We start from the raw sequence: 22,356 nt of genomic DNA, 5'->3' as shown, positions 1-22,356 counted from the left end.
GTAGATTGTTTTTATGCACAAAAAAGGCAGTTCATTGAACTGCCTTAGCTAATTGTAATACAAGCCTAAACTTGCATTGTCGATGCCGAATTAAACAGCAACGATGTTTTCTGCTTGAGGGCCTTTTTGACCGTCAGTAACAGTAAACTCAACTTTTTGGCCTTCTGCTAAAGTTTTGAAACCGTCGCCAGAAATTGCGCTGAAGTGAGCAAACACGTCAGGGCCAGATTCTTGTGAGATAAAGCCAAAGCCTTTAGATTCGTTAAACCATTTAACGGTGCCAGTGGTTCTGTTAGACATAACATTTCCTGTAAAAATTTAATAATAAAATACAATCAATAAACATTATTGATTGAGGGTTGTAGCTGATATAGAGACTGAACTTAGATACTGCAGGAGGTGTTCTGTAAAACAAACCGCTTGATGTAAGACAAAGATTAGACTTCTCTCTAGCTAACGGCACGATACGCCCTATTTAATTGAATGTACAGTTTTATTTAAATAATTTAACGATAAGAGTGTCAGATTAAGCAAGAAACAATACCAAACGTGTTTTTTAATTGATAAGCAGGTAATTAAATCGCAAATATCGCTCTCATTCCAACTTGAAGAGGATTGTTTCTGACATTTGTTACCTGTGTCAATTCTAATGATATTGAGAAATCATCCTTTACAAAGTGCACCGCTGACAATTGTGTTTCAAACTGCCATTCTCGATGATTGAATCCATTGTATCTAAGTATCGTTTTGCCTATAAATTTTGTATCTCCCACGTAAAAATAGGCACCGAATTCAGGCTCAGCGATAGCATAAATACCTTCTCTTACTCCAGCAGATACCTTCGCTAAGCCATAGATGCCGGCTTTTGTACTAAATACTTTAGACAGCCCCAGGCCCCCTGAAACAATGCCTGTTACTTTAGCTATGCCATTTTGGTTAATCCGGCGTTCTGCCGAAATAGAAAAGGAGGAGGATAACCTGCGAAAATCAGCCTCAAAATCACTTATGGTCTGCATTTGGTAAAGCTTAAAATGGTCAAACAGCACGTCTCCATCTTGATCTAGACGAAACTGGAGATCGCTAAGAATAAGTGTATTTTCACCATAAAATTCCCTATTGTCGTCATAAAGGCTATTGTTCACCGGGAAAGCACGAAAAAAAACAGCGCCCTTCTCAATATTGTCATTGTAATCCAGCCCAATGTGAATCTGACCATCTTTTGGTGTTCGCAGAGGGTTTTTGAATTGACCAATATCGATAGACGTTTCCTTGTACATCTGATTTTCTTTGTCAAACTCTAGTCTGGGCACTTTAATATAAGTTTTGTCCTGTGAATCTAAAGACAGTTGATAATCATAATATGCACTCGCGAAATGATATTCGAATACTCGTTTTCTCTGAGACGTTGAATTAATCTGAGGCACTCTACCTGAAACAATATCATCTTTAATTCTTTTGGCATGATCAGAATCGATCAGTCGATTCAGAAGCTGTAGTCTCCACTCGATTGAACTTCTTAGTCGAGCGTCTGCGAGAAAGTGTGCTGAGTCTGCGGCTTTCAAAACATCAAGTGGAGTAAGCCACTGACCTTTGTGAGGGCTAATCGTTGGAGCGATAACGCCAAGAAGAGCTTGCGTAACGGTTGCACAATTATAAGTGTGAAAAAAATAGGCAGATTGGCTTTGACCAAATTCCCATATCGCATCGCGAAGCATTATTCGGTCAGCATCAGTGAGTATCAGTTGATATTCGTATACATTCCTTTGCTCATTGTTGACATAATGATCTACGAAAGGAGCATACGGTGCAATTTGAAAAATACCTTCCTTGCCACTGACTAAACTTTGCCACATTATTTTAGGAACATTGATACCTTCCAGTTCAGTAAAAAAGGTCACACCATGCTGAACGAGATGCCCATCGGAGTTAACTCCATCAGCTCTGAGCATTATGTGCCCCATCATTGAACTTGCTTGAGTGACATTTTCAGACGTATAAATAAGATGAAAGTTATCAACAGGAAAATTATTTACATAAGTTTCGTAAGCTACGCATTTACTTGGAAACAAATTTTTGAATTCTAATGATAATGTTTCTGCCAACAGCCTGGCACGAGCAGGATACCGGCAAGCTGCCTGGTCATTTGTTGTAAATAACTGATAGGTTAATTTAAGCTGCTCTAACGGGTTTGTATTATTATTAATATACAAATCCGTTTTTGTATTTAAGGGTTTCTCAGCGTTTAATTGTAATAAACTATGCCAGCGAGCTGATTTCGAGAGCTCATTCAAACGAGCATCAAGCTCAACTTCTTCGCTAGCAGCAAAACCGTTTAGTGATATTAAAATGAAAAGGGAAACGCACAGCGCTCCCCTACTTAGGCTTCTAGAAATCACTTCTACTGACAAGCGATTGTCACTGAATCCTGATATTTCCACATTTTCTCTGTACCATAATCGGTTGAAGAGCCAAACACCCCACCTGAAAGGATGTTTACAAAGAAGGCTGTTTCAACTTCTTTATTCAAGGCCGTCTGTGAGGTACAACTATCTGTTTCTGCAACAATGATCTTGTTCTTGTTTTCTTTTTTAACTTGAACAACACCAGGGACAGTGGCTGTTTGACCATCTATGATTACTTCAGCTTGTTGTCCATTTGATGTAGTGATATTGATAGATTGAGTTTCTTCAGTCAGGATGGTAGCACATCCTGATGTTAGTAGAGTGGTTGCGAGTACGCTTCCTAATATTACTTTTTTCATTCCTTTTCCTTTTTATTTAATACGTTATTTTTCTAAATAACCCGCAAAGAATACATCAATAAAGTGAACTCTGGTATATGCAAAGTCCAATTTTATTGACCTAAAAATGCATTAAATTTGTAACTATTTTTAAACGTAAACTTCTGAGCGGGTAAAACACACCCCTGAAAATAAGATGAAAGAAATAGACAATTTGATTGAGCACGCTAATTCAAAAAGTTCGCAACGGCTTTTAGATTATCTTGTAATGACAATGGGCGATGATGCTGAAACCATAAATGCATGGCTTAACACGCCTAAAAAAGCCCTAAAGAATCAGACGCCAAGCGAGCAATTGAATACCGAAGAAGGCTGCGAGCGAGTCATTGCGATGCTAAGAAAAATTTTAGAGCAAGATAGCCGTATAGGATGAGCAACATCAGCTTTGAATTTGCAACAACAAAACGTATTGTTTGCAAAGTAAATGCGATTAGCGCTATTACCACCTATTGTGCTGATCTAGCCATTTCCCGGCCGTTGATTGTTACCGACCATGGTATTCGAACGGCAGGCTTATTGGATAAACTGCTTGACGCTTTTGCGCGCTCCACCGATGTCGACGTAGGGATTTTCGATGGTGTTGAAGCAGACCCCACTGATACACAAGTACAGCAAGCCCTTGATGTCGCGCGTTCGCATCAATGTGATGGTGTAGTTGGCTTTGGCGGTGGCAGTAGCATGGACTGCGCAAAACTTGTTGCCGCTTTGTGCAATAGTACGCAAGCTTTACCGGATATCTACGGTATCGGCAATATTCACCACTCTCGATTGCCATTAATTCTTATCCCGACAACAGCAGGAACCGGTTCTGAAGTCACACCGATTTCCATTGTTACCACTGGGGCTAACACCAAGTCGGGAGTCGTATCGCCCGTTTTGCTCCCTGACATCGCCATTTTAGATGCTGAGCTTTGTATTGGCCTTCCGCCGCATGTGAGCGCCGCGACAGGTATCGATGCAATGGTGCACGCTATTGAAGCCTACACCAGCAAAATCAAGAAGAATATTTATTCTGATACACTTGCTAAACGTGCCTTACAGCTATTGAGTCAGAATATTGAAGCAGCATGTTTTGAAGGCACCAACTTAAAGGCGCGTGAAAACATGCTTTTGGGTGCGTGTATGGCTGGACAAGCTTTTGCCAACGCGCCTGTCGGCGGAGTACATGCGCTTGCTTATCCATTAGGCGGGCGCTTTCATATACCTCATGGTTTAAGCAATGCATTAGTTTTACCGCATGTTATGCGATTCAATTTAAGTCATGCTTCGCAGGCATACAGTGAGCTAGCCTCATGTGTTTCATTCAGCAACAGTGAGGACAAAAACGACGCGGCTCTAAAATTTATTCAATACTTTGAGTCGCTAATGAGCAAACTTAATTTGCCTAATACACTGTGTGACGTGGGTGTCACCAAGAGCGCATTGAACATGCTGGCAACAGATGCGATGTTGCAGACAAGGCTCTTAGTCAATAATCCTAAACCCATGACCAAAAATGATGCACTTGCGATCTATCAGGCAGCCTTTTAGAGTGTATTTATTTTGAAAACGTTGGCTAAAAAAAGGGATTGTATTTCCTATGAGTAAATCGCAAGCGCAGCAGCGCCACCATTTTACCCATTTTTTTGATATTACCACCCGCTGGAGTGATAACGATATTTATGGTCACGTGAACAACGTGATTTATTACAGCTATTTTGATTCACTCGTTAATCAATTCCTAATAAAGCATGGAGAGCTCGATATTCACAAGGGAGCGACCATTGGTTTGATGGTTAAAAGCCAATGTGAATATTTTACCAGCATTGCATTTCCTGATGAAATATACGGCGGCTTTAGAGTAGAACGCATTGGCAATAGCTCGGTGGATTATGCCCTTGCTATTTTCAAGAAAGGTAAGGATGAAGCCTGCGCACAGGGTTTGCTGACACATGTTTTTGTCGATAAAGACAGTCAAAAGCCTAAAAAAATCGACGGCAAGCTTCTAAACGCTTTACGCTCAGCGCTTATCGACTCTGATCCTCACTAGGATAGCTATCACTTTTTTCTCAAAAAAAACATAAGCTTGTTGCCTTATAGTAAGGCATCAGTACAGTGATTCTCCGCCAACTAAAAACTGTGAATGACTCAGATAAGACTGTCTACATTCATTCCGCTTTAAATAATAGATACACAACGCTTAAAACAAATGGAGAGAACATGAGACCGGAAACGATAGCACTACACGCAGGCTATGAAAGCGAGGCCACCACCAAAGCTGCCACCACCCCCATATATCAAACGACCTCTTTCACCTTTGATAACACGCAGCATGGCGCCGATCTCTTTAACCTGGCTGTGCCAGGCAATATTTACAGCCGCATCATGAATCCTACTAATGCGGTGCTTGAACAACGAATTGCTGAGTTAGAGGGTGGTATCGGTGCGCTTGCTGTGGCATCTGGCATGGCAGCTATCCGATATGCCATTGAGGCTATAGCTGAAGTAGGAAGCAATATCGTCAGCACCAGTCAGCTATATGGTGGAACCTATAATTTATTTGCACATACCTTTCCCCGTCAGGGGATTGAAACGCGTTTTGCCAAAGCGGACGATTTTGACAAAGTGGCCGCGCTGATAGACGAAAATACGCGTGCGCTTTACTGCGAATCCATTGGCAACCCGGCTGGCAATGTAGTCGATATTCAGCGATGGGCAGAAATCGCGCACAATGCAGGTGTGCCGCTTATCGTCGATAATACCGTAGCAACGCCCATTTTATGTCGAGCGTTTGACCATGGCGCGGATATCGTCATTCACTCCCTAACCAAATACATTGGCGGACACGGCACCACCATCGGCGGTATTATTGTTGATTCTGGCAAATTCGACTGGGTAGCAAACAAAGAGCGCTTCAAAATGTTGAATGAACCCGATCCGTCTTATCATGGTGTGGTTTATACCGAAGCATTGGGTCCTGCCGCGTACATCGCACGATGTCGGGTGGTTCCGCTTCGCAATACAGGCGCAAGTTTATCTGCTATGAGCGCCTTTCAGATCATGCAAGGACTGGAAACACTGGCATTAAGAATGGAGCGCCACTGTGAAAACGCAGAGAAGGTTGCAGCCTATTTACAAAAACATGATGCAGTAGAGTGGGTCAACTACGCTGCCCTGCCAGATAGTCCTTACTTTGAGACTTGTCAAAAAATCTGCGGTGGCAAGGCTGCGGGCATTATCAGTTTTGGCATTAAAGGCGGCATTGAAGCAGGTGCCAAATTTATTGATGCGCTCGCCTTAATATTACGATTGGTGAATATTGGAGATGCGAAATCTTTGGCATGTCATCCTGCGAGCACGACCCACCGACAATTAAATCCTGATGAACTAATTAGCGCTGGAGTGTCAGAAGATATGGTTCGTATTTCTGTAGGCATTGAACACATAGATGATATCATAGCAGATATTGACCAAGCGCTTAACGCTAGCCAGCTTTAATCTCTAAAACTGGTGGTCAATGCTAGCCGTGAAATAAATACATTTTAATTAAGAGAAAAAACATGAGAATTTTACTGTTTTTAGGTACGAATATCGCTATTTTAGCGCTATTGAGTCTAACGTTCAGTTTGTTTGGCTTTCAGGGCCTATTGGCAGAAAATGGGGTGGATCTGGATCTTCAGGCCTTGCTGATTTATTCGGCAGTAATTGGTTTTGCAGGTTCTTTCATATCGCTATTTCTATCAAAATGGTTAGCCAAGCGCAGTATGCGCGTACAGCTTATCGAGCAACCTCGCAATCCAACAGAGAGCTGGATAGTGCAAACAGTAAAACTGCAAGCTGAACGCGCGAATATCGGCATGCCAGAAGTAGGTATCTTTGACCATCCCTCACCTAATGCTTTCGCAACTGGCTGGAACAAAAATAATGCCTTGGTTGCTGTTAGTACAGGATTGCTTCAATCGATGAATAAGAACGAAGTTGAAGCTGTGTTAGCGCATGAAGTAAGCCATGTTGCAAATGGCGATATGGTTACAATGACGCTTATACAAGGGGTAGTGAACACCTTTGTGGTATTTTTGTCTCGCGTGATTGGGCATGTTGTAGATCGGGTTGTATTCAAGGTTGAAAGAGGCCACGGACCAGCGTTTTGGATTGTATCGATTATTGCCGAAATCATTTTAGGTATTTTAGCGATGACGATAGTGATGTGGTTCTCTCGCTACAGAGAGTTTCGGGCTGACGAAGGCGGCGCCAAACTCGCTGGTCGACAAAATATGATTGCTGCGCTTGAGCGCTTAAAACAAGGGCAGGATGCTCCAAAGATCCCTGACGAAATGGCGGCTTTTGCGATCAATGCAGGGAAAATTCACAAACTCTTTTCAAGCCATCCGCCTTTAGAAGATCGGATCCAGGCTTTGAAAAACATGTCTTAATTGACAAGAGTATCGGAGTAGCTGTATGACTGGCTACTCCGGTAAATGCTCCTGCTGCCAATGTTTAGGAGAAAGGCCGGTTTTCTTTCTAAAGGCCCTTGCCAGAGCTGAGCCATTTTCATAGCCAACCTTTTCTGCCACCGTACTTACAGCGTCTCCTTTTAGCAATTCGTTTTGCGCTACTGTCATACGCCAATTTGTCAGATATTCCCCCGGCGTCTCACCAACGACTTCACGAAACAAGTCTGCAAATTTTGATCGCGACATAAAGGCGAGTTCCGACATCGTTTCAAGGCTCCATGGATATTCTGGCTGTGCATGTATTTGCGTAATGACATTGCACAACTGCGGATGACTTAAACCAGCCAACATGCCGTGCTCCATTTCGTTGCTGGCCAAAACCTGTCTGAGCACTTGAATAATAAAAATATCACACAGTCGATCAATTAAGGGCAAGCGGCCGGGCTTATCGCTAAACGCTTCTTTGAACAGCCACTTGGCCGCTTTTTTCAAATCGGGATAGCGAGAAAGCTGGAATTTCATAAATCCGGGGAGAGCCGCTGCCAGTGGGTTAGCTGTAACATCCTGATACTCAATCGTCGCGCATACTAAATCCGCCCCTAAAACAGGGTCGGGTAAAATACGGTGCTTTCGTCCTGTTGGGAAAAATAATACGCTGGGCTGTCCCACTGCTTTTTTCTTCCCGTTTTCATCAACCAATGTTAGCGCGCCAGAGCGAAGGATGTGAATATGCCCCCGCTTCCCTTCCTTTTCATGAAATTCGCTTAAATTACACAGATTGCCACTGAAAAATACTTCAGCGTGCAGGTTAAAACGTTTAAGAATTTCGGATAATGAATCCACAAAGCCTCATTTGGACGAACGGTATTGTTTTAAAGACTACTTCATCCATTTTGTATAAGCAAATCTTGATCATATGCTTCGTCACTTATTTAAAGGGCCTTCAATATAAGTGCTATTTACAGCAGGATCCGTTTTCCATCTTGAGCAGCCGATCTAAAGGCTGCTTCAACCACATGAATGTCACGAAGTCCGTCTATGCCTGGCACTAAAACTGGGCTATCCTGCAAAATAGCAAGGGCATCATTATCCATTTGCAAAGTTTGCTGCATACCATTAATGGGAGGATAATTCTCTCCTGTGCTGGTAATGCCAGTCACGCCGGAATATTGAGACATTGGATCTAATTCGTACCAACCCGACTCGCATTCAATACGCGCCTTATTGAAAGATTTAACAATGCTTGTGCCACAGTCCGCCATTAGCCCATTTGGAAATTCGAGGGTGAAAAACGTAGTTTCGTCCACTTCTTTAAAAATATGAGGATGCGACTTTTCATGTGTCGCACTAATGGCAATGGGCTCTAGTTTAGTCAAATAGCGCGCACCATTTAACGGATATACCCCCATATCGTACATCGCACCACCGCCCATGTCTTTTTTCATACGCCAGTAGTCTTGTGGAAAGCCATTTCCGGCATATCCGGCGCGGGTATAAACCGACGTGAAATTGCCAAAGGGTTTACTGGTAGCATATTCACCAAAGCGCATTGTGTTAGGCTCATGCTGCATGCGGTAACCAATTGAAAGCTTTACCTTGTTTTTGTTGCACGTATCAATGATCCGCTGACACTCTTCAACGTTCATTGCCATCGGCTTTTCACACCATACATGCTTACCTGCATTTGCCGCTATTAAAGAGTATTTCATGTGTACGCCGGTAGGTGTAACGATATACATCACGTCTATATCAGGATTATTCGCCGCTTCGTGCATGGTCTCATATGAGTAAACGTTTTTATCTTCAATACCATAGCGCGCTTGCCATTTGGGAATTTTACTAGGCGTGCCAGTGACAATGCCTTTAAGTTCACAAAATTGCGTAGACTGAAGCGCTGGTGCAAGTAGGTTCTCGCTATAATTTCCAAGTCCAACCAATGCCACACCAACTTTCTTTTTTGGCGCAGCTGACAGAAGGTTTACCTGGCCAAGGGCTGATAAGGCAATAAGCGAAGAAGAGTATCGTAAAAACTGACGACGATTAAAATTTGCCATATTTTCCACTCCATTTTAGCCGCCCCATTTTTGAAGCAGGGCTTTTAACTGTTGGTTGTTTTGATAACGCGCTATATGCTTGCGCAAGTGTGCTTGCGCTTCACTTCGCTTGCCCATTCTCTCAAGCACTAAATAAAATAAATACGCAAACTGCGCATTCTCTGGCTCTAAGGTCAAGGCTGCCTGTATTTGCTCATAGGCTGCATCTATTGCCTGCTCACGCACGAAAAATAATGCGTATGCGTATCTGAAGGTGCCAGAATCTCCAATGTTCTCTAAACCTCGTTCAAACACTTCTTGCGCTTCTCGCGCTCTGCCCTGCTGTCGATAAAGCTCAGTAAGATTTATATAGGCTGGCGCAAAATATGGGTCAATGTAAATGGATAATTTATAGGCCTCTTCTTCTTTTTTTCGCACGTTTTCAGGCTTGAACTTGAGCGATAGTCCATTTTGAATTGTCTTTTGCGTCATTCCATGCGACATGGCTTGTGCCAAGCGCTGTGCGCTTATGCCCTGCTGCATTAAACCTTCGCCACGCCACGCGCCTTGCGACTGACTGATTTCAAGTTCATTGAAGGCGCTTTCGAATGCATCTTGCCAAGAGGGCGATACAGAAACATCTAACAAAGCATAAGCTGCTGCCACGCGTACGGCTTTAAAAGGATCATTTAGAAGTGGCGCAATAATACGCCCCCGCTCGTCTGTCGAAATGTTAAGCGATACTTGTGCAGCGGCTAAGCGCAGCAAAGCAGAATCATCGTCAACAAATGGCTGTAAAATGCCTGCATTTAATCGAGGCGCGTATTGCAACAACGACAAGGCACTGGCGCGTCTTATTTCGGCAACGCTTGTATCCATTGCCAGTTCAAGCGTCTGCTGTAAGTTCACATCCTGATTCTGAATACCATGCATCACATTCAAGAATAATTGTTCTGATGCTGATGGCCCAGTTCTGTCAGGGTGTAAGGTATTAATGGTCTCTAGTGCCCATTCTGCGCTTTTATCTTCATGGCACTGATTACAAGCATTAGGTACGCCTGCGCTTATGGTAAATTCTGGGCGCGGAATTTTAAAACTGTGGTCGCCTCTTGCATCCACGTTCATGTAAGTAGTCTTAGGCATATGGCAATCGACGCACATGCTTCCTTCTTTGCCTAGAGGGTGTCCATGATGCTTTGGCGTTTCAAATACTTGCGGAGAATGACACTGTAAACAAGTTCCATTGCCTTCGGCCTTAAGTTGATAAGAATGTGGGTCATGACAATCGATACAGGTAACGCCCTTCTGATGCATTTTGCTCTGCAAAAAAGAGCCCATCACATACACTTCTTCTTTAATTTGCCCGTCGGGAAAATATAAGGGAGGCATAATTAAATTTGGGGAAAAGCTATCTAAATACGCCGATGTGGAGTCAAAACCGTCCGTTAAAGGAGAGCGCAGGGAGTGACACGCGTAGCAAGTTTGTTCGTGAGCTTTTGCTTGCTTGCGCTCTTGACCAATCCAGGTTGCCACATCTTCATCGGGTAGTCTGCGCCAAAATCCCGTTTTATTCGCTTCATGTTCTACTGCAGTTGAGCCCGCGCGATGTTCCTTGTTATGAGCCTGGGTTTTATCATCGTGGCAAGCCAAACAACCTACGTTAATTTCTGTATAGGTGGTCGCAAAGCTTTGAGTATTAGGGTTGTAGTGACGCTTGAGTCCATCGGAATGGCAATCTGCGCACATGCCATTCCAGTTTTGTAAGGGTTGCTGCCAATGAAGGCGGTCGTTAAAAGGAATATCTTCATTTGGATAAAGATGCATCCAGCGCTGACCACCGTCTTCTTTTTCACGGGTATCCCAAGCGAAAGGCAATACTTGATAGTGTCCTTTGCCTGTCAGCACCAAATATTGCTGTAAAGGCTCAATTCCAAAGGTATAACGGACTTCATAAGTCTGTTCACTCCGGTCGTCTTTCACCTTGGCAAAGTAGCGTTCATCTATTATGAAGAATGTGGCTTCTTGTGAAAAGTGTTTGGCCTGCGTGTTACCAAAGTCTCCCAAAACAGTTTCGCTGTTAGCTACTTGCATGGCCTTTGCGTGATGAGACGCTGACCATGATAGATGTTGCGCTTGGTGGCAACTTTGGCAGTCTTTACTCGTATATTGAGTTAAGGACGCTTCTTGCGCGTTTGCCTGAGCTATTGCTTGCGAAAACACTGCGCAAATTACTAAAACAAAGCATGCCAAGGCAAGTGTCCGCATGGTGTTATTAGCTTTTTGTTGAAGATACGAGTCGTTGGTGAACACACGCACAAAAGTAAAAAACGTCATTTAAAGATATTTTCAAACATAAAAAAGAGCATGTTGCGTAAGCGCGCCTGATAAGTCAAATATAGATGAAGTTGCATGCGCGTAGCGTGTAGGCGATACTAAAGTCACATTAACGGAAAATTAAATATCACGCAAAGCATGACTGAAGAAAATAACGCATCAACACAGCACAATTATCAAGACGAGACGCTCGCGCCTAAAATCGAAACAAGAAACGAAAATAGCAGCGAGGTAAGCGCATCACCTTCGTCTATGAAAAAATATGTTATTGCAAGCGTCTGGCTGGTAGTCATCGCAGTGCTTATTTTGGTCGTTTTCAGGTCTCAGCAAGCACAAGAACAGCGCAATCAGGTCGAAGAAACGGTCAATTGGGATCCACGTTTAGCGTCATGCAATAAAATCGTTGATGCAAATCCGAATGAAGATTTCACGCGTTGCCTGGAAATGGCGGATGAGGGTTGGGTAGAAGCTGCACAGAAAATTGCATGGGCTTATAGTCGCGACGGAGAATATCAAAACTGGCAAGAGGCTTACAATTGGCTTGTATGGCTAAAAGACTATGACGAAAATGCTGAATTGCTAAGTTATATAGTGCTGTTTGAAATTGGCGAGTCGCAAGACGCCAAAATAAATGGTGAACGCGGTATTCGTCACATGGCGGTGACGAATCAACCGGCTGCAGCAGCCTATCTCGCCGCGATGTATTTTTTAGACTTAAACTATTTACCGCAACGTTCCAATACACTTTGGCTCTTGGAGCGAGCATTTAAACGCAGTAACTACTGGTTAATGCCAGAAGAACTGGCCACTATTTACAGTCAGGGATACTTGGGCGATAAAGCGCCTAAGCGTGCAAAATCTATTCTACTGGATGCCGCGCAAACTGATTTTCCGTTTAATGCAAATAACATTGCATGGCTTTTTGCAACGACTGCAGACCCTGAATTACAAGACCCTGAGCAGGCATTGCAGCTAGCACAGGAGGTTGTTGCTGATGAAGCGCACGCTAATAATTATGTCTATGTTGACACCTTAGCTGCTGCATATGCCGCCAAAGGTGACTTTACAAAAGCGGTAGAAACTCAGGAAAAAGCCTTAGCGCTAATAGAGCAAGCCTATATAGACGCCGATGCCCCTTCTGATGAATTAGAGGGATTTAAAGAGCGACTGGCCATGTTTAAAGCAGGCAAAGCGTATACCGCAGGCGAAATAGTGCGAAGCGGTCAGGCATTCTTTGATGAACTTAAGAAGAACATCGAGCAAGCGCTTATTGAAAGTTTATACAACGAGATTCAGGCACCGGAATTACCCACGCAAACAACAAACAACTAGCGTGTTAAGGTCCGAATAGCTTAACTTATATGCTTTATCGACCGAGCTTAGTTATCCAAACTCACATGGCCATCGTTTAGCAATTGCGTAAGCAGCAAAGCGTATTGGTCTAGCACATTATCAGATAGTAGTGGCTCAGTAAGGGGCAGGTGCTGTTTACCGTCTCTGATAAACGCCAATAACGCGTTTTTTATGGATGCTTTAATTTGATAGGCCTGCCCATCGACGAAGAACATGAAATCCGCATGATCATTTTTATCACTTGATTGCGATATTTCAGAGTAAATGGGCTTTACTCCCTCCATCCAAGCCAGAATGCCTGTTTGCTGCAAACTATCGAGTACTTCCTCAACGGTATAGGGGCATTGAGGGCGTCTATCTGGAAGATATTGTCTGGATATATATTGCATTAAAGCGATATCGGCCTGAGAGCTAAAAAGTAACTCCGTCATCTTCTGCTTTAAGCGAGACAATTCATCATGGGTGACTTCTGATGCGTTTTTGTTGCGCCTTAATTCAAGCGTGTCAGCATCGGTGTAGCGCATTTGCTCGCTTGCTAAAATATCTCCCTCATCAAGCAAGCCATTGAGCGCTTCTAAATTTGTTGGCGCACGAAAGCCAATAGAATAGTTCAAACAATCACTAAGGGCTTGACCATTGTGCGGATGAAGCGGCGGAATATAGACTGCATCACCGCAGTTTAACTCCACATCGATAACTGCCTCGAACGCCTCGATTTGTGTAAGCAGCGGATGAGGATGAAAGCTTTCATGTTGTGCCGGTAAACCAACTTGCCATCGCCGCCTTCCCTTGCCTTGCACAATAAACACATCATATTGATCAATGTGTGCGCCCACGCCCGCCCCGGGCGTTGAAAAGCTTACCATTACATCGTCCATGCGCCAAAAACCGAAACCTGTCACTGGTTCGATAAGCGTATCTAACTCCTTTACATAGCGTTCTACACCTTGTACTAGCAGACTCCAATCGCCAACGCACAGCGAGGTAAAATCTTCAATCGGCCCTCTGGTGACTTGCCATTTACTGTCTTTAAAAGACACGAGGCGGCTGTCAACTTCATCAAGTTGAGCAAGACCCGCCAAGTCATGCTCATCAATAGGGTCAATAAAATCTGGCGCGAAATTGCGAATTACGCAGGGCTTTTTTTGCCAGTAATGCTTAGCAAAATAGGAAAAGTCAAAGCCCTCAAGGATATAAGACACGTCTCAACTTATTTGGTCGCTTGCGCGCCATCTGACTCGATGCCTTTACCTGTTGCCGCCCAGTAAATACCACCGTACAAATGTTGCAAGAAAACATCATCTTCATATACGCCTGGAATATGTCCAAGCCCAGTATAAAACGAACGTCCACCATCAAATTCGTGATACCAGGCGATAGGATGAAACTCGCCCATGCCCTGAGTCTTTTTGGCCCCCCAATCTGCACTTGGGTCGTATGTCGATTCATCAATGGTGAGCAAGTAATTAAGCCCTTCCACATTGGCAGGTAAAAACCCGTAAAATTCATCAGTAAATAAATGGCGCTCATCAAAGCCCTTCATTCCCGGAAAGTTATTGTCTTGTTTAACCAGCACAGCCGTTTGATTGGCAGGATGAATTTCAAAATAGTGCCCTACCAGCTTGCCGTACCATGGCCAATCGTATTCAGTGTCAGACGCCGCATGCACACCAACAAAGCCTTTGCCACCCTGTATAAAACGCTCAAATACTTTTTGCTGTTCATCGTTAAAAATATCGCCTGTGGTATTAATAAACACCACCGCATCAAACTGCTTTAAATAGTCATCGGTGATAACACGATCTGCATTTTCTTCCCACTGCATGGCAAAGTCATGACGAGCAGCCAGCTTTCGCATGGCAGTGACCCCGTCATGAATCGAGCTATGATGCCACCCTGCCGTTTTCGTAAACAGTAACACATTAAACTGCTGTGCAGATGCCGTAACGAGGCCAGAAACAAGCAATAACAGGCTAGACAGAATAAGAACGTTTATTCTTTTTTTCATATTACCCTCAAGGCTTTCTTAAAAATTTACGTCGCCATTAGCGTCAGTATTTTCTTCAACACAAAAATGAAAATAGTGACGTTACTTTTTATTCGATAACGAATCATAGGATAAGGCGCTTATTAAGTCACTTACGCTTTTTAAAAGTGAGAAATAAATTTTAGTTGCTCTTAAGGCTCGAGCATCAGCAAGCGTCAGTGACAATATCGACACTGTACTGCGATACTGATTGCGCTCGCGCTGAAGCGAGTTCCTTATATTGAATATAGCAGCTTGAACATAGCAGACATTATCAGAAACACCGAAGCCCACGTGAACAAACGTGTAATCTGATAAATCGAAGTAGATTTTGCAATGCTTGGTTTTATGGTAGCTTAACATCATCAGGCAGGCTAAAAATATAAAAAGATAAACACGCTCTCTTATGAATAAAATGAAAGAAAACACACCATTGTTCTTTTTTAAAAATATGGCTTTAACGGCATCACTCATCTTGCTATTGCCGACATTCTTTGTTGCTCACGCAGAAGATGATGCCGATACACGCCCTTTGTTTAAGGCAGAGGATATATTTGAGCTTGAGGTAGCGGCTGACCCGCAAGTCTCGCCTGATGGCAATTCAATCATTTATGTCCGACGTTCAAACGACATTATGAGCGATAGTACCCGTTCAAGCATCTGGCTATTCGACCTAAAATCTCAAGAGCATCGACCTCTCTTGTCCTCTGGTAAAAACTATTATTCACCTCGCTGGTCGCCATCCGGAAATCGCATTGCTTATGTATCAAATGATGAAGGCAAGCCACAAATTTATGTTCGATGGATGGATAGCGGACAGACTGCGCTGGTGAGTAATATTAACGAGGCGCCATCCTCCCTGATATGGGCGCCAAATGGGGATCATCTGGCGTTTACAATGAGTGTAGCGTCTGACGAAAAACCCTTTAGCGTTAGCATGCCAGATAAACCCGACGGCGCGCAGTGGTCGGAAAATTTTCAATATGTGACCAAGGCGAGATATCAAGCGGACGGAAAGGGTATTTTAGATCCTGCATACACCCACATTTTTGTTTTGCCATCTGAGGGAGGCACGGCCAGACAGCTAAGCTCCGGAAATTTTCATCATAGTGGTCCTTTAAGCTGGGCTAAGGACAGTCAAAGCATCTTTTTTTCTGCTAATCGAAGCGATAATTGGGAGTATGAGCCTGGCGAATCAGATCTATTTTCCGTTGATTTACAAGGTCAAATCACGCAAATTACTCAAATGCCAGGCGCAGAAGAAAGCCCTGTCGTTTCTCCTGGCGGGAAACAAATAGCCTATTCGAAACGAGATGATAAGAAGCTTGCTTATCGCAATCGCTATTTGCATGTGATAGACATCGATGGCAGCAATGATAAAAACCTGACTGCCAACATCGATAATTCTGTTTCTAATTTTCATTGGAAAGATAACGATGAAATCTACTTTCAACAGACGGTCCGCGGTCTAACACAAGTCGATTTAATTTCAACAACAGGCAAGCTCACGACTGTGGCGACGGGATTAAGTGGCGAGTCTCTAGGCAGGCCTTATACCAGCGGCACCTACGATTACGCAGATGGTGTTTTAGCGTATACCAAAGGACGCACCGACCGACCGGCGGATATATTTGTTAATAATGGCAAAAAAGAAACTCAACTGAGCTTTCTAAATGAAGATGCTTTAGGTCATATCGTATTTGGTGAGGTGAGAGAAATAACTTACTCTTCAAGTATCGATGGCGAAACCATTCACGGATGGTACATCTTGCCTCCAAATTTCGATGCAAGTAAGCGTTACCCAATGATAATTGAAATACATGGGGGGCCGCATCTGGCGTATGGGCCCGTATTTTCTGCGGAATTGCAGCGCATGGCAGCGGAGGGTTACATCGTATTTTACAATAATCATCGCGGGAGCACGGGATATGGAGAACGTTTTGCTCTGCTTTTACAAAATAAATATTCTTCAAAATACGACTTTTCTGATCATATGTCGGGTATTGATACTTTGATAGAGATGGGGCTTGTTGATCCTGAGCAGCTTTATATTACCGGCGGTTCGGCTGGCGGGATCGCTGCTGCCTACGCGATTGGATTAACAGACCGATTTAAGGCCGCGGTGGTGGCAAAACCTGTGATCAATTGGATCTCAAAAGTACTCACTGCTGACTCAGGTCTTTATCAAATTCCTTATCAGTTTCCGGGCATGCCCTGGGAAGAATTTGAGCACTATTGGGAACGCTCACCTCTCTCGCTGGTTGGTAAGGTCAATACACCCACCTTGCTAATTACGGGCGTTGAGGACAAACGAACCCCAATGTCTGAAACCGAACAATTTTATCAGGCTTTGAAGCTTCGCAAGGTCGATACTGTTCTGGTAAAAGTGCCCGGTTCGTCACATGGTATTGCCTCTCGACCGTCCAGGATGATTGGCAAGATTGAAAATATTATCGCCTGGTTTGAAAAATACCGTGTGGGAGAACAGGAATAAACGCAAGTGAGCTTTGTGGTCAGTATGCTTGTTGCTTTGCTTAATAAAACCAAAATAGAGCAACTAAAGTGACAAAATGAGAGTCATACGACAAACAACAATATGGTTTTTCTGCAAAAAGGACGACAAATGAATACGATTACGATGAAATTTATCTCGGTAGCAACAGGCATTTTTTTATTATTTAGCCTAGCAGGCTGCGCATCTATGGGTTCAGGAAGCAACGCCGAAAAGCGACAAGTGATCCTTGAAATGCAGCAAGACGCGCTTGCTAAACTTTACGCAAGAAAGCCTGCTGCCAAGGCGGAAATTGCCGCCTCCCCAGGTTATGCAGTGTTCTCCAACGCGAACGTCAATCTTTTTTTAGTCTCGGCTGGCACTGGCTATGGCGTAGTTCAAAATAATGCCACAGGTAAAAAAACCTACATGAATATGGCTGAAGGCGGCGTAGGCTTAGGATTAGGTGCAAAAGACTATCGAATTGTGATGGTCTTTCACAACGCCAAGGCGATGGATCGTTTTATTGAACAAGGCTGGACCTTTGGTGGAAATGCCGACGCGGCCGCAAAAGCGGGAGAAAAGGGTAAATCCATTGAAGGGGAAGCCTACTACGGAGACGTCTCAGTTTACACCATGACAGAAAGCGGCCTCGCCCTGCAAGCGACTGTCAAAGGCACAAAGTTTTGGAAAGATAAAGAACTTAATTAGGCTATTTGCATTCTAGGGTTGGAAACAGGAGCTTTAAGTACCGTAGCAATGTATCTGTATTGCGCAAAAGCTGGTTGGTTTTTTAGACATCTCAATTAAATTAAACTTCTGGAAGGTAGAGGTATAATTCAATGAAGACAAAACCATTTAATCCATTCGATTACATGGAAACTCAAGAAGAAATTAACGAATTTTTAGTTGATTGCTTCAATGATTACGACCCAAAAGTATTCATCGGGGCACTAAATCACTTAGTAAAAAAGCATGGCGTTGCAGATATTGCTGAATCAATTGGTGTGAATCGAGAAAGTTTGTACAGATCATTCAATGGTAAAGTAAGCCCACGCTGGGATTAAGTTAACAAGTAATGAAAGTTTTGAACGTTGATATTACGCATGCTGCTTGGGGAGTTTGTTGCAAGCTCTACATTTCAATTTTAGAAAGGACTATTGCCCTATATATCCTTTAGCTGTAATGGCCTTTAGCTGGATTGTTCGCATTGCGGACTTTACGGTTTCTTAACAAATTGAAAAAAGATTGTTGAGATTAGGGCCGGTTTAGACAAGGAGTGATAGGTCGCTAGTATCGGTTTTTAGCTGTTTGACTGACCCTAAATGCCACTAGCTGCCATTTAGCTTGTGGATGAATTGGACTTTTTGGTAACAGAAGATAGAGAGGAGTTTTGGGCAGTATTCAGGCCCCCTTGCGGACTCAATACTATTGAAGTTTATACATCCTCCCTTCCTCGTTTCAAACATATAAGAATTGTAGTTATAAACAGGATTAAATAAATCATAGCAGGGCTATTCACTTGCATAATACGTTCATAACTTAGTGTTGTAATATCGCCTCGAATTTGCAATTGGTCCCGAGAGGCTCGCTCAAGAAAGAAAAAACCGAACAAACCCGCATCATAATCGGTAAATTCGACGGTATTCGGGATGCTGAAACTATCGTAAACGCTTGCAGAGTTGTCTATCAGTGTAACATTTGTGCCGGCAAACCATTTATCTGATGAAAACTGCTGACTTGACTGAAATAAATCAATTGTGCGCCCAACCGACATTCTATCATCTACAATTGAAACGCTGTTACCAAAAGAGTTAGACACTGGGGGAAGTTCGTTTCTAGGGATATTAAGACCTGCTAACTGTAGAGAGAAATCGCTTAATAAATTGCGAAAGATTGCTTGTCTTAAATCATCTCCAGCAAGCACAAAGTCGCTGTTCGAATCAATAATAAAAGAACCGGAGAAAGTATCGTCAATTGAAATTAAATTACCTTCGAAAAAATCAGAACTATTTACATTGATGATATCAAAATTACAATCACTCTGTTCCGGAGTCGTACAGTCTCCGATAAACATGTTGTTAATCGCACCTGCATATGACATGCGCAACAATTCTGCCCTTGCGTCATGTGTTATTAACAACAACAATATCAGTGCGAGCGCAGCTATATTTAACATGTGAAAATCCTTTTATTGTGGTCTCTATGTGTATGCAATAATATATTATTAATCAGGACTTTGCACTACCCCTTGGCCGGATACCTTTGGGTTTTTATTGATGTTTGCTAGAAGAAGTTATGAAAATGGCGACCGTTAATAAATAACATTCTATGGACTACTTCACGACTATCCGAATGTCCGTTATTCACTCATTGCAATCATTCAAACGAAATATTCCTGAACGGCTGTAATACGTACTTTGCCGCCCCATAGCTAGTGTTGAAAGGCGCTAATAGACAAATAGCGGACATTCGCAGGAAAGTCGATCTTTAATCATTTCTCGTGGGTCAATTGGCCCATGGTCTTGTAAAGATATCGTTTGATCTTGCGTGGCTTCTTGTACAAACACAGAAAGGATTAAAAAGTTTTATCATTGATTTTAGTTAAACTGAATTTTGTTTTTCGCACTGCATATATAAAAACTTATCTGTCTGGTCATAAACGCTAAAACCTAAAAGCTCATAAAAAGTTTTTGCAGAACTAGAACGATGCACTCTCAACCGAACAGGTAGACCACGTCTATGCGCTCTCAAAAGCACGTCAACAAGCAATCTCTTTCCTACTCCATTCCCTTGAAACTCTGGAAGAATAAAAACCCATTGAATCCAATACTCTAATTTTCTTTCCTCGACGTAAAATAGGCCACAGTCTTGATCATCAATTTTGACTATTTTTGTAATTGGGTGATTCGCAAATTCGTGAAGTTCAGCTAGCATTTCGGTTTTATGCCAAATTAAGAACGTTCTTTCGACAGTAGGACGCATAGTTTGCTCGACCACCTCGTACATAAATTTCAGGTCAGCCGGTTTAGCTTGTCGAAGGTGAATGTGAGAAATCATGCTTTAAGTGCCAAAATATAGACTAACGGACAATAATCTACCTAAATATCTTAAAACAGTCTAACCTCCCGCGATGAAACTTAAAGCTAATTTGAGAAACATTTAACAAAACTAGGCGAAGACTTTTCTGCAAATACTATTGTTCTGATACGATTTTTGACAATCCAAAATATGTACACAAGAGCCGGTCACACTTGAAACCTAAGCGTCGGCTTTCCGTAGGATTCTTCTGCTCAATAATTTTCAATTCTAGCAACGTTGAACAAAACGGAAATTTCACACCGATGTGAAACTTGCTTTTCCAGATTCGTTTTGCAAAGAATTTATTTAAACGAGCATGCTATTCCGAGATCGCATTCACTTCGTGAGCCAAACCATTGAGGAAACCGCTAATTTTTTCAAAACATATTAAATATTGGTCAGGGTGCTATACTAAAAAGCGCCATCAATCTGATTTAATTTAGGAAGTTTTGTTGCTCAACACTATTATAAAAACAGGTAATAAAATTATCGGTGATTTACACTTTGCCCCGCTATTAAAAGTGACGATGGTATTGTATGACTCATTGCTCAAGATTTTAATGGAAGTCTATCTTGCTTGGTTTCGGATGATTGAATTTGACCAAGAACAAAAAGTCCCGCGGCTTTTTCGCGCGGGAGTATGTGAGTGGTTTTTGTTGGTTTGAATTCAACGCTTTCTCGCAGTTAAAAATACGACTCCAAGTAGCATTAGTGCGAAAACTGATGCCGGTGCAGATACCGGTTGAATATCCCTCACTAAAGCATGCCCATATCGATAGGGTACCTCGAAAATCTGGTCTGCAGAAATATAAATAATGTCTTCGAAAGTGTCTTCGCGAACATATCCGTCCATCACACTGAAATATTGCGCGGCGTCATAAGTAACGCCGGCCGATTCAATATTAAATGCGATATCACCAAAGACTATCGATATTGATGCGAATTTCTCAGTTCGTATTTCGCCGCCAAAAAGATCAGCGAACACATCAAATTCATGGGTAATTAGGTTCTCAAGTAGTTGATAGTCACTGTAATCAACTGTGTTAAATCCATACCGGCTTCCTGCGTAATAATATCGGCTGGAGGGGGTGAAGAATGGAAAGAAATCCGTCGCGAGTTTATGGATTTCATCAAATGAAGCGTATCGCCACCCTACCAACTCATTACCTTGAGTCAGTTTCGTCTCCATCTCATATCTACCTATTCCTTTAAACTCCGCCCAATTCATCCATTCTAATTGATTATCCGTGTCGCTTACCGTCTCATACCCTTCGCTATTCGTTTTTATGTATGCTGCCGTCGCTTGTGCTTGTATAAGATAAATGATAACCGCGAATAAAAATTTCTTCATGCCACTCTCAAGTTGTTGTTTTTTCAAACTATATCTCATGCCTAATCTTAAATCTATAATTATTCATTTTGCCTGACGATAAAAATGCTTAGCATTATGGTAAAGGAAAGAAAAAGAAAAAAGAAACACAATACTTAGAGTGAAGCAATGATATATGTTAAAAATAACTAGAGATAAATATAAGATTATTGCGTGTTATTGTGAGATTTGTGGTTGTGCAGTCAGTTGGCTATGTCGCTTTTCCTTTTTATTCTGAAACATGCGATTTGTACTGTATTTAGTTGTTATTAAAACGCTTTAGTGTCTTTTCGTTAAGTGTAAGTAGAGCGCATGGTTAACTATTTCGGTGCTAACTATTGTTAGCCAATTTCTAATTTTGCTTTTGAATTGCGAGTGTTTAATTTCTTTTAAGGTAGGTGTAGTGTAGTGACAGAATAAACCCGTAAACCTTTTT

General features: G+C 42.5%; 20 protein-coding genes. 9 read left to right on the top strand and 11 right to left on the bottom strand.

Features of this window, described 5'->3' with window-relative positions; all coding sequences use genetic code 11:
- Positions 1-90: 90 nt before the first annotated feature.
- From D6V41_RS09175 to D6V41_RS09165, 3 genes are all read right to left on the bottom strand, one after another.
- Complete coding sequence (locus tag D6V41_RS09175) at positions 91-300, bottom strand: cold-shock protein (RefSeq protein WP_136251219.1); 210 nt, start codon at positions 298-300, stop codon at positions 91-93.
- Positions 301-575: 275 nt separating this feature from the next.
- Complete coding sequence (locus D6V41_RS09170; RefSeq protein ID WP_136251218.1) at positions 576-2,438, bottom strand: lipoprotein N-acyltransferase Lnb domain-containing protein; 1,863 nt, start codon at positions 2,436-2,438, stop codon at positions 576-578.
- On the bottom strand, positions 2,399-2,761 hold the full coding sequence (locus D6V41_RS09165; protein WP_136251217.1) for an adenosine deaminase: 363 nt from the start codon (positions 2,759-2,761) through the stop codon (positions 2,399-2,401). Before D6V41_RS09165 ends, D6V41_RS09170 begins: the two co-directional genes overlap by 40 nt.
- A gap of 175 nt (positions 2,762-2,936) precedes the next feature.
- On the opposite strand from D6V41_RS09165, the gene D6V41_RS09160 reads away from it, so the two are divergent.
- From D6V41_RS09160 to htpX, 5 genes are all read left to right on the top strand, one after another.
- A complete protein-coding gene (locus D6V41_RS09160; protein WP_136251216.1) occupies positions 2,937-3,173 on the top strand; it encodes an MbcA/ParS/Xre antitoxin family protein in 237 nt (78 codons plus the stop codon).
- On the top strand, positions 3,170-4,330 hold the full coding sequence (locus D6V41_RS09155; protein ID WP_136251215.1) for an iron-containing alcohol dehydrogenase: 1,161 nt from the start codon (positions 3,170-3,172) through the stop codon (positions 4,328-4,330). Before D6V41_RS09160 ends, D6V41_RS09155 begins: the two co-directional genes overlap by 4 nt.
- Positions 4,331-4,379: 49 nt before the next feature.
- On the top strand, positions 4,380-4,829 hold the full coding sequence (locus D6V41_RS09150; RefSeq protein WP_136251214.1) for an acyl-CoA thioesterase: 450 nt from the start codon (positions 4,380-4,382) through the stop codon (positions 4,827-4,829).
- 170 nt (positions 4,830-4,999) lie between these two features.
- Positions 5,000-6,277 (top strand): O-acetylhomoserine aminocarboxypropyltransferase/cysteine synthase family protein, encoded by a 1,278-nt coding sequence (locus tag D6V41_RS09145; protein ID WP_136251213.1) that lies wholly within the window; start codon positions 5,000-5,002, stop codon positions 6,275-6,277.
- 62 nt (positions 6,278-6,339) lie between these two features.
- Positions 6,340-7,212, top strand: a complete 873-nt coding sequence (gene htpX, locus D6V41_RS09140; RefSeq protein ID WP_136251212.1) for a protease HtpX — start codon at positions 6,340-6,342, stop codon at positions 7,210-7,212.
- Positions 7,213-7,245: 33 nt separating this feature from the next.
- Here htpX and D6V41_RS09135 read toward each other — a convergent pair whose 3' ends face one another.
- The 3 genes from D6V41_RS09135 to D6V41_RS09125 all read right to left on the bottom strand — a co-directional run bounded on the left by D6V41_RS09135 (position 7,246) and on the right by D6V41_RS09125 (position 11,600).
- Positions 7,246-8,076, bottom strand: coding sequence for an AraC family transcriptional regulator (locus D6V41_RS09135; RefSeq protein WP_136251211.1), 831 nt, complete (start codon positions 8,074-8,076; stop codon positions 7,246-7,248).
- A gap of 116 nt (positions 8,077-8,192) precedes the next feature.
- Complete coding sequence (locus tag D6V41_RS09130; RefSeq protein WP_136251210.1) at positions 8,193-9,287, bottom strand: Gfo/Idh/MocA family protein; 1,095 nt, start codon at positions 9,285-9,287, stop codon at positions 8,193-8,195.
- Positions 9,288-9,302: 15 nt separating this feature from the next.
- The gene (locus D6V41_RS09125; RefSeq protein WP_136251209.1) at positions 9,303-11,600 is read right to left on the bottom strand and encodes an ammonia-forming cytochrome c nitrite reductase subunit c552; all 2,298 of its coding nucleotides are present in this window, start codon (positions 11,598-11,600) and stop codon (positions 9,303-9,305) included.
- A gap of 138 nt (positions 11,601-11,738) precedes the next feature.
- Here D6V41_RS09125 and D6V41_RS09120 point away from each other — a divergent pair, with 138 nt between their 5' ends.
- Entirely contained in the window at positions 11,739-12,932 is a 1,194-nt protein-coding gene (locus tag D6V41_RS09120) for a hypothetical protein (protein ID WP_136251208.1), read from the top strand.
- 47 nt (positions 12,933-12,979) lie between these two features.
- On the opposite strand, the gene D6V41_RS09115 is transcribed toward D6V41_RS09120, so the two are convergent.
- Both D6V41_RS09115 and D6V41_RS09110 read right to left on the bottom strand, forming a co-directional pair.
- Positions 12,980-14,155 (bottom strand): cupin domain-containing protein, encoded by a 1,176-nt coding sequence (locus tag D6V41_RS09115; RefSeq protein ID WP_241664501.1) that lies wholly within the window; start codon positions 14,153-14,155, stop codon positions 12,980-12,982.
- A gap of 8 nt (positions 14,156-14,163) precedes the next feature.
- Positions 14,164-14,961: a ThuA domain-containing protein gene (locus D6V41_RS09110; protein WP_136251207.1), complete on the bottom strand. Its 798-nt coding sequence runs from the start codon at positions 14,959-14,961 to the stop codon at positions 14,164-14,166.
- 433 nt (positions 14,962-15,394) lie between these two features.
- Here D6V41_RS09110 and D6V41_RS09105 point away from each other — a divergent pair, with 433 nt between their 5' ends.
- The 3 genes from D6V41_RS09105 (at position 15,395) to D6V41_RS09095 (ending at position 18,537) form a co-directional block, all read left to right on the top strand.
- On the top strand, positions 15,395-17,473 hold the full coding sequence (locus D6V41_RS09105) for a S9 family peptidase (protein WP_179952549.1): 2,079 nt from the start codon (positions 15,395-15,397) through the stop codon (positions 17,471-17,473).
- A gap of 144 nt (positions 17,474-17,617) precedes the next feature.
- Entirely contained in the window at positions 17,618-18,181 is a 564-nt protein-coding gene (locus tag D6V41_RS09100) for a lipid-binding SYLF domain-containing protein (protein WP_136251554.1), read from the top strand.
- A 131-nt stretch (positions 18,182-18,312) separates the two neighbouring features.
- Positions 18,313-18,537: an addiction module antidote protein gene (locus D6V41_RS09095; protein ID WP_136251205.1), complete on the top strand. Its 225-nt coding sequence runs from the start codon at positions 18,313-18,315 to the stop codon at positions 18,535-18,537.
- Between the two features lie 371 nt (positions 18,538-18,908).
- Here D6V41_RS09095 and D6V41_RS09090 read toward each other — a convergent pair whose 3' ends face one another.
- The 3 genes from D6V41_RS09090 to D6V41_RS09080 form a co-directional block, all read right to left on the bottom strand.
- Positions 18,909-19,649 (bottom strand): hypothetical protein, encoded by a 741-nt coding sequence (locus D6V41_RS09090; RefSeq protein ID WP_136251204.1) that lies wholly within the window; start codon positions 19,647-19,649, stop codon positions 18,909-18,911.
- Positions 19,650-20,074: 425 nt separating this feature from the next.
- Positions 20,075-20,530: a GNAT family N-acetyltransferase gene (locus D6V41_RS09085; RefSeq protein ID WP_136251203.1), complete on the bottom strand. Its 456-nt coding sequence runs from the start codon at positions 20,528-20,530 to the stop codon at positions 20,075-20,077.
- Positions 20,531-21,218: 688 nt separating this feature from the next.
- Positions 21,219-21,929 carry a hypothetical protein gene (locus D6V41_RS09080; RefSeq protein ID WP_136251202.1) on the bottom strand — a complete coding sequence of 237 codons (711 nt, stop codon included), beginning with the start codon at positions 21,927-21,929 and terminating at the stop codon, positions 21,219-21,221.
- Positions 21,930-22,356: the final 427 nt, after the last annotated feature.

The sequence above is a fragment of the Ningiella ruwaisensis genome (assembly GCF_004798935.1).
Classification (GTDB): Bacteria; Pseudomonadota; Gammaproteobacteria; order Enterobacterales; family Alteromonadaceae; genus Glaciecola; species Glaciecola ruwaisensis.
This window is presented reverse-complemented; position numbering and strand designations above follow the sequence as displayed.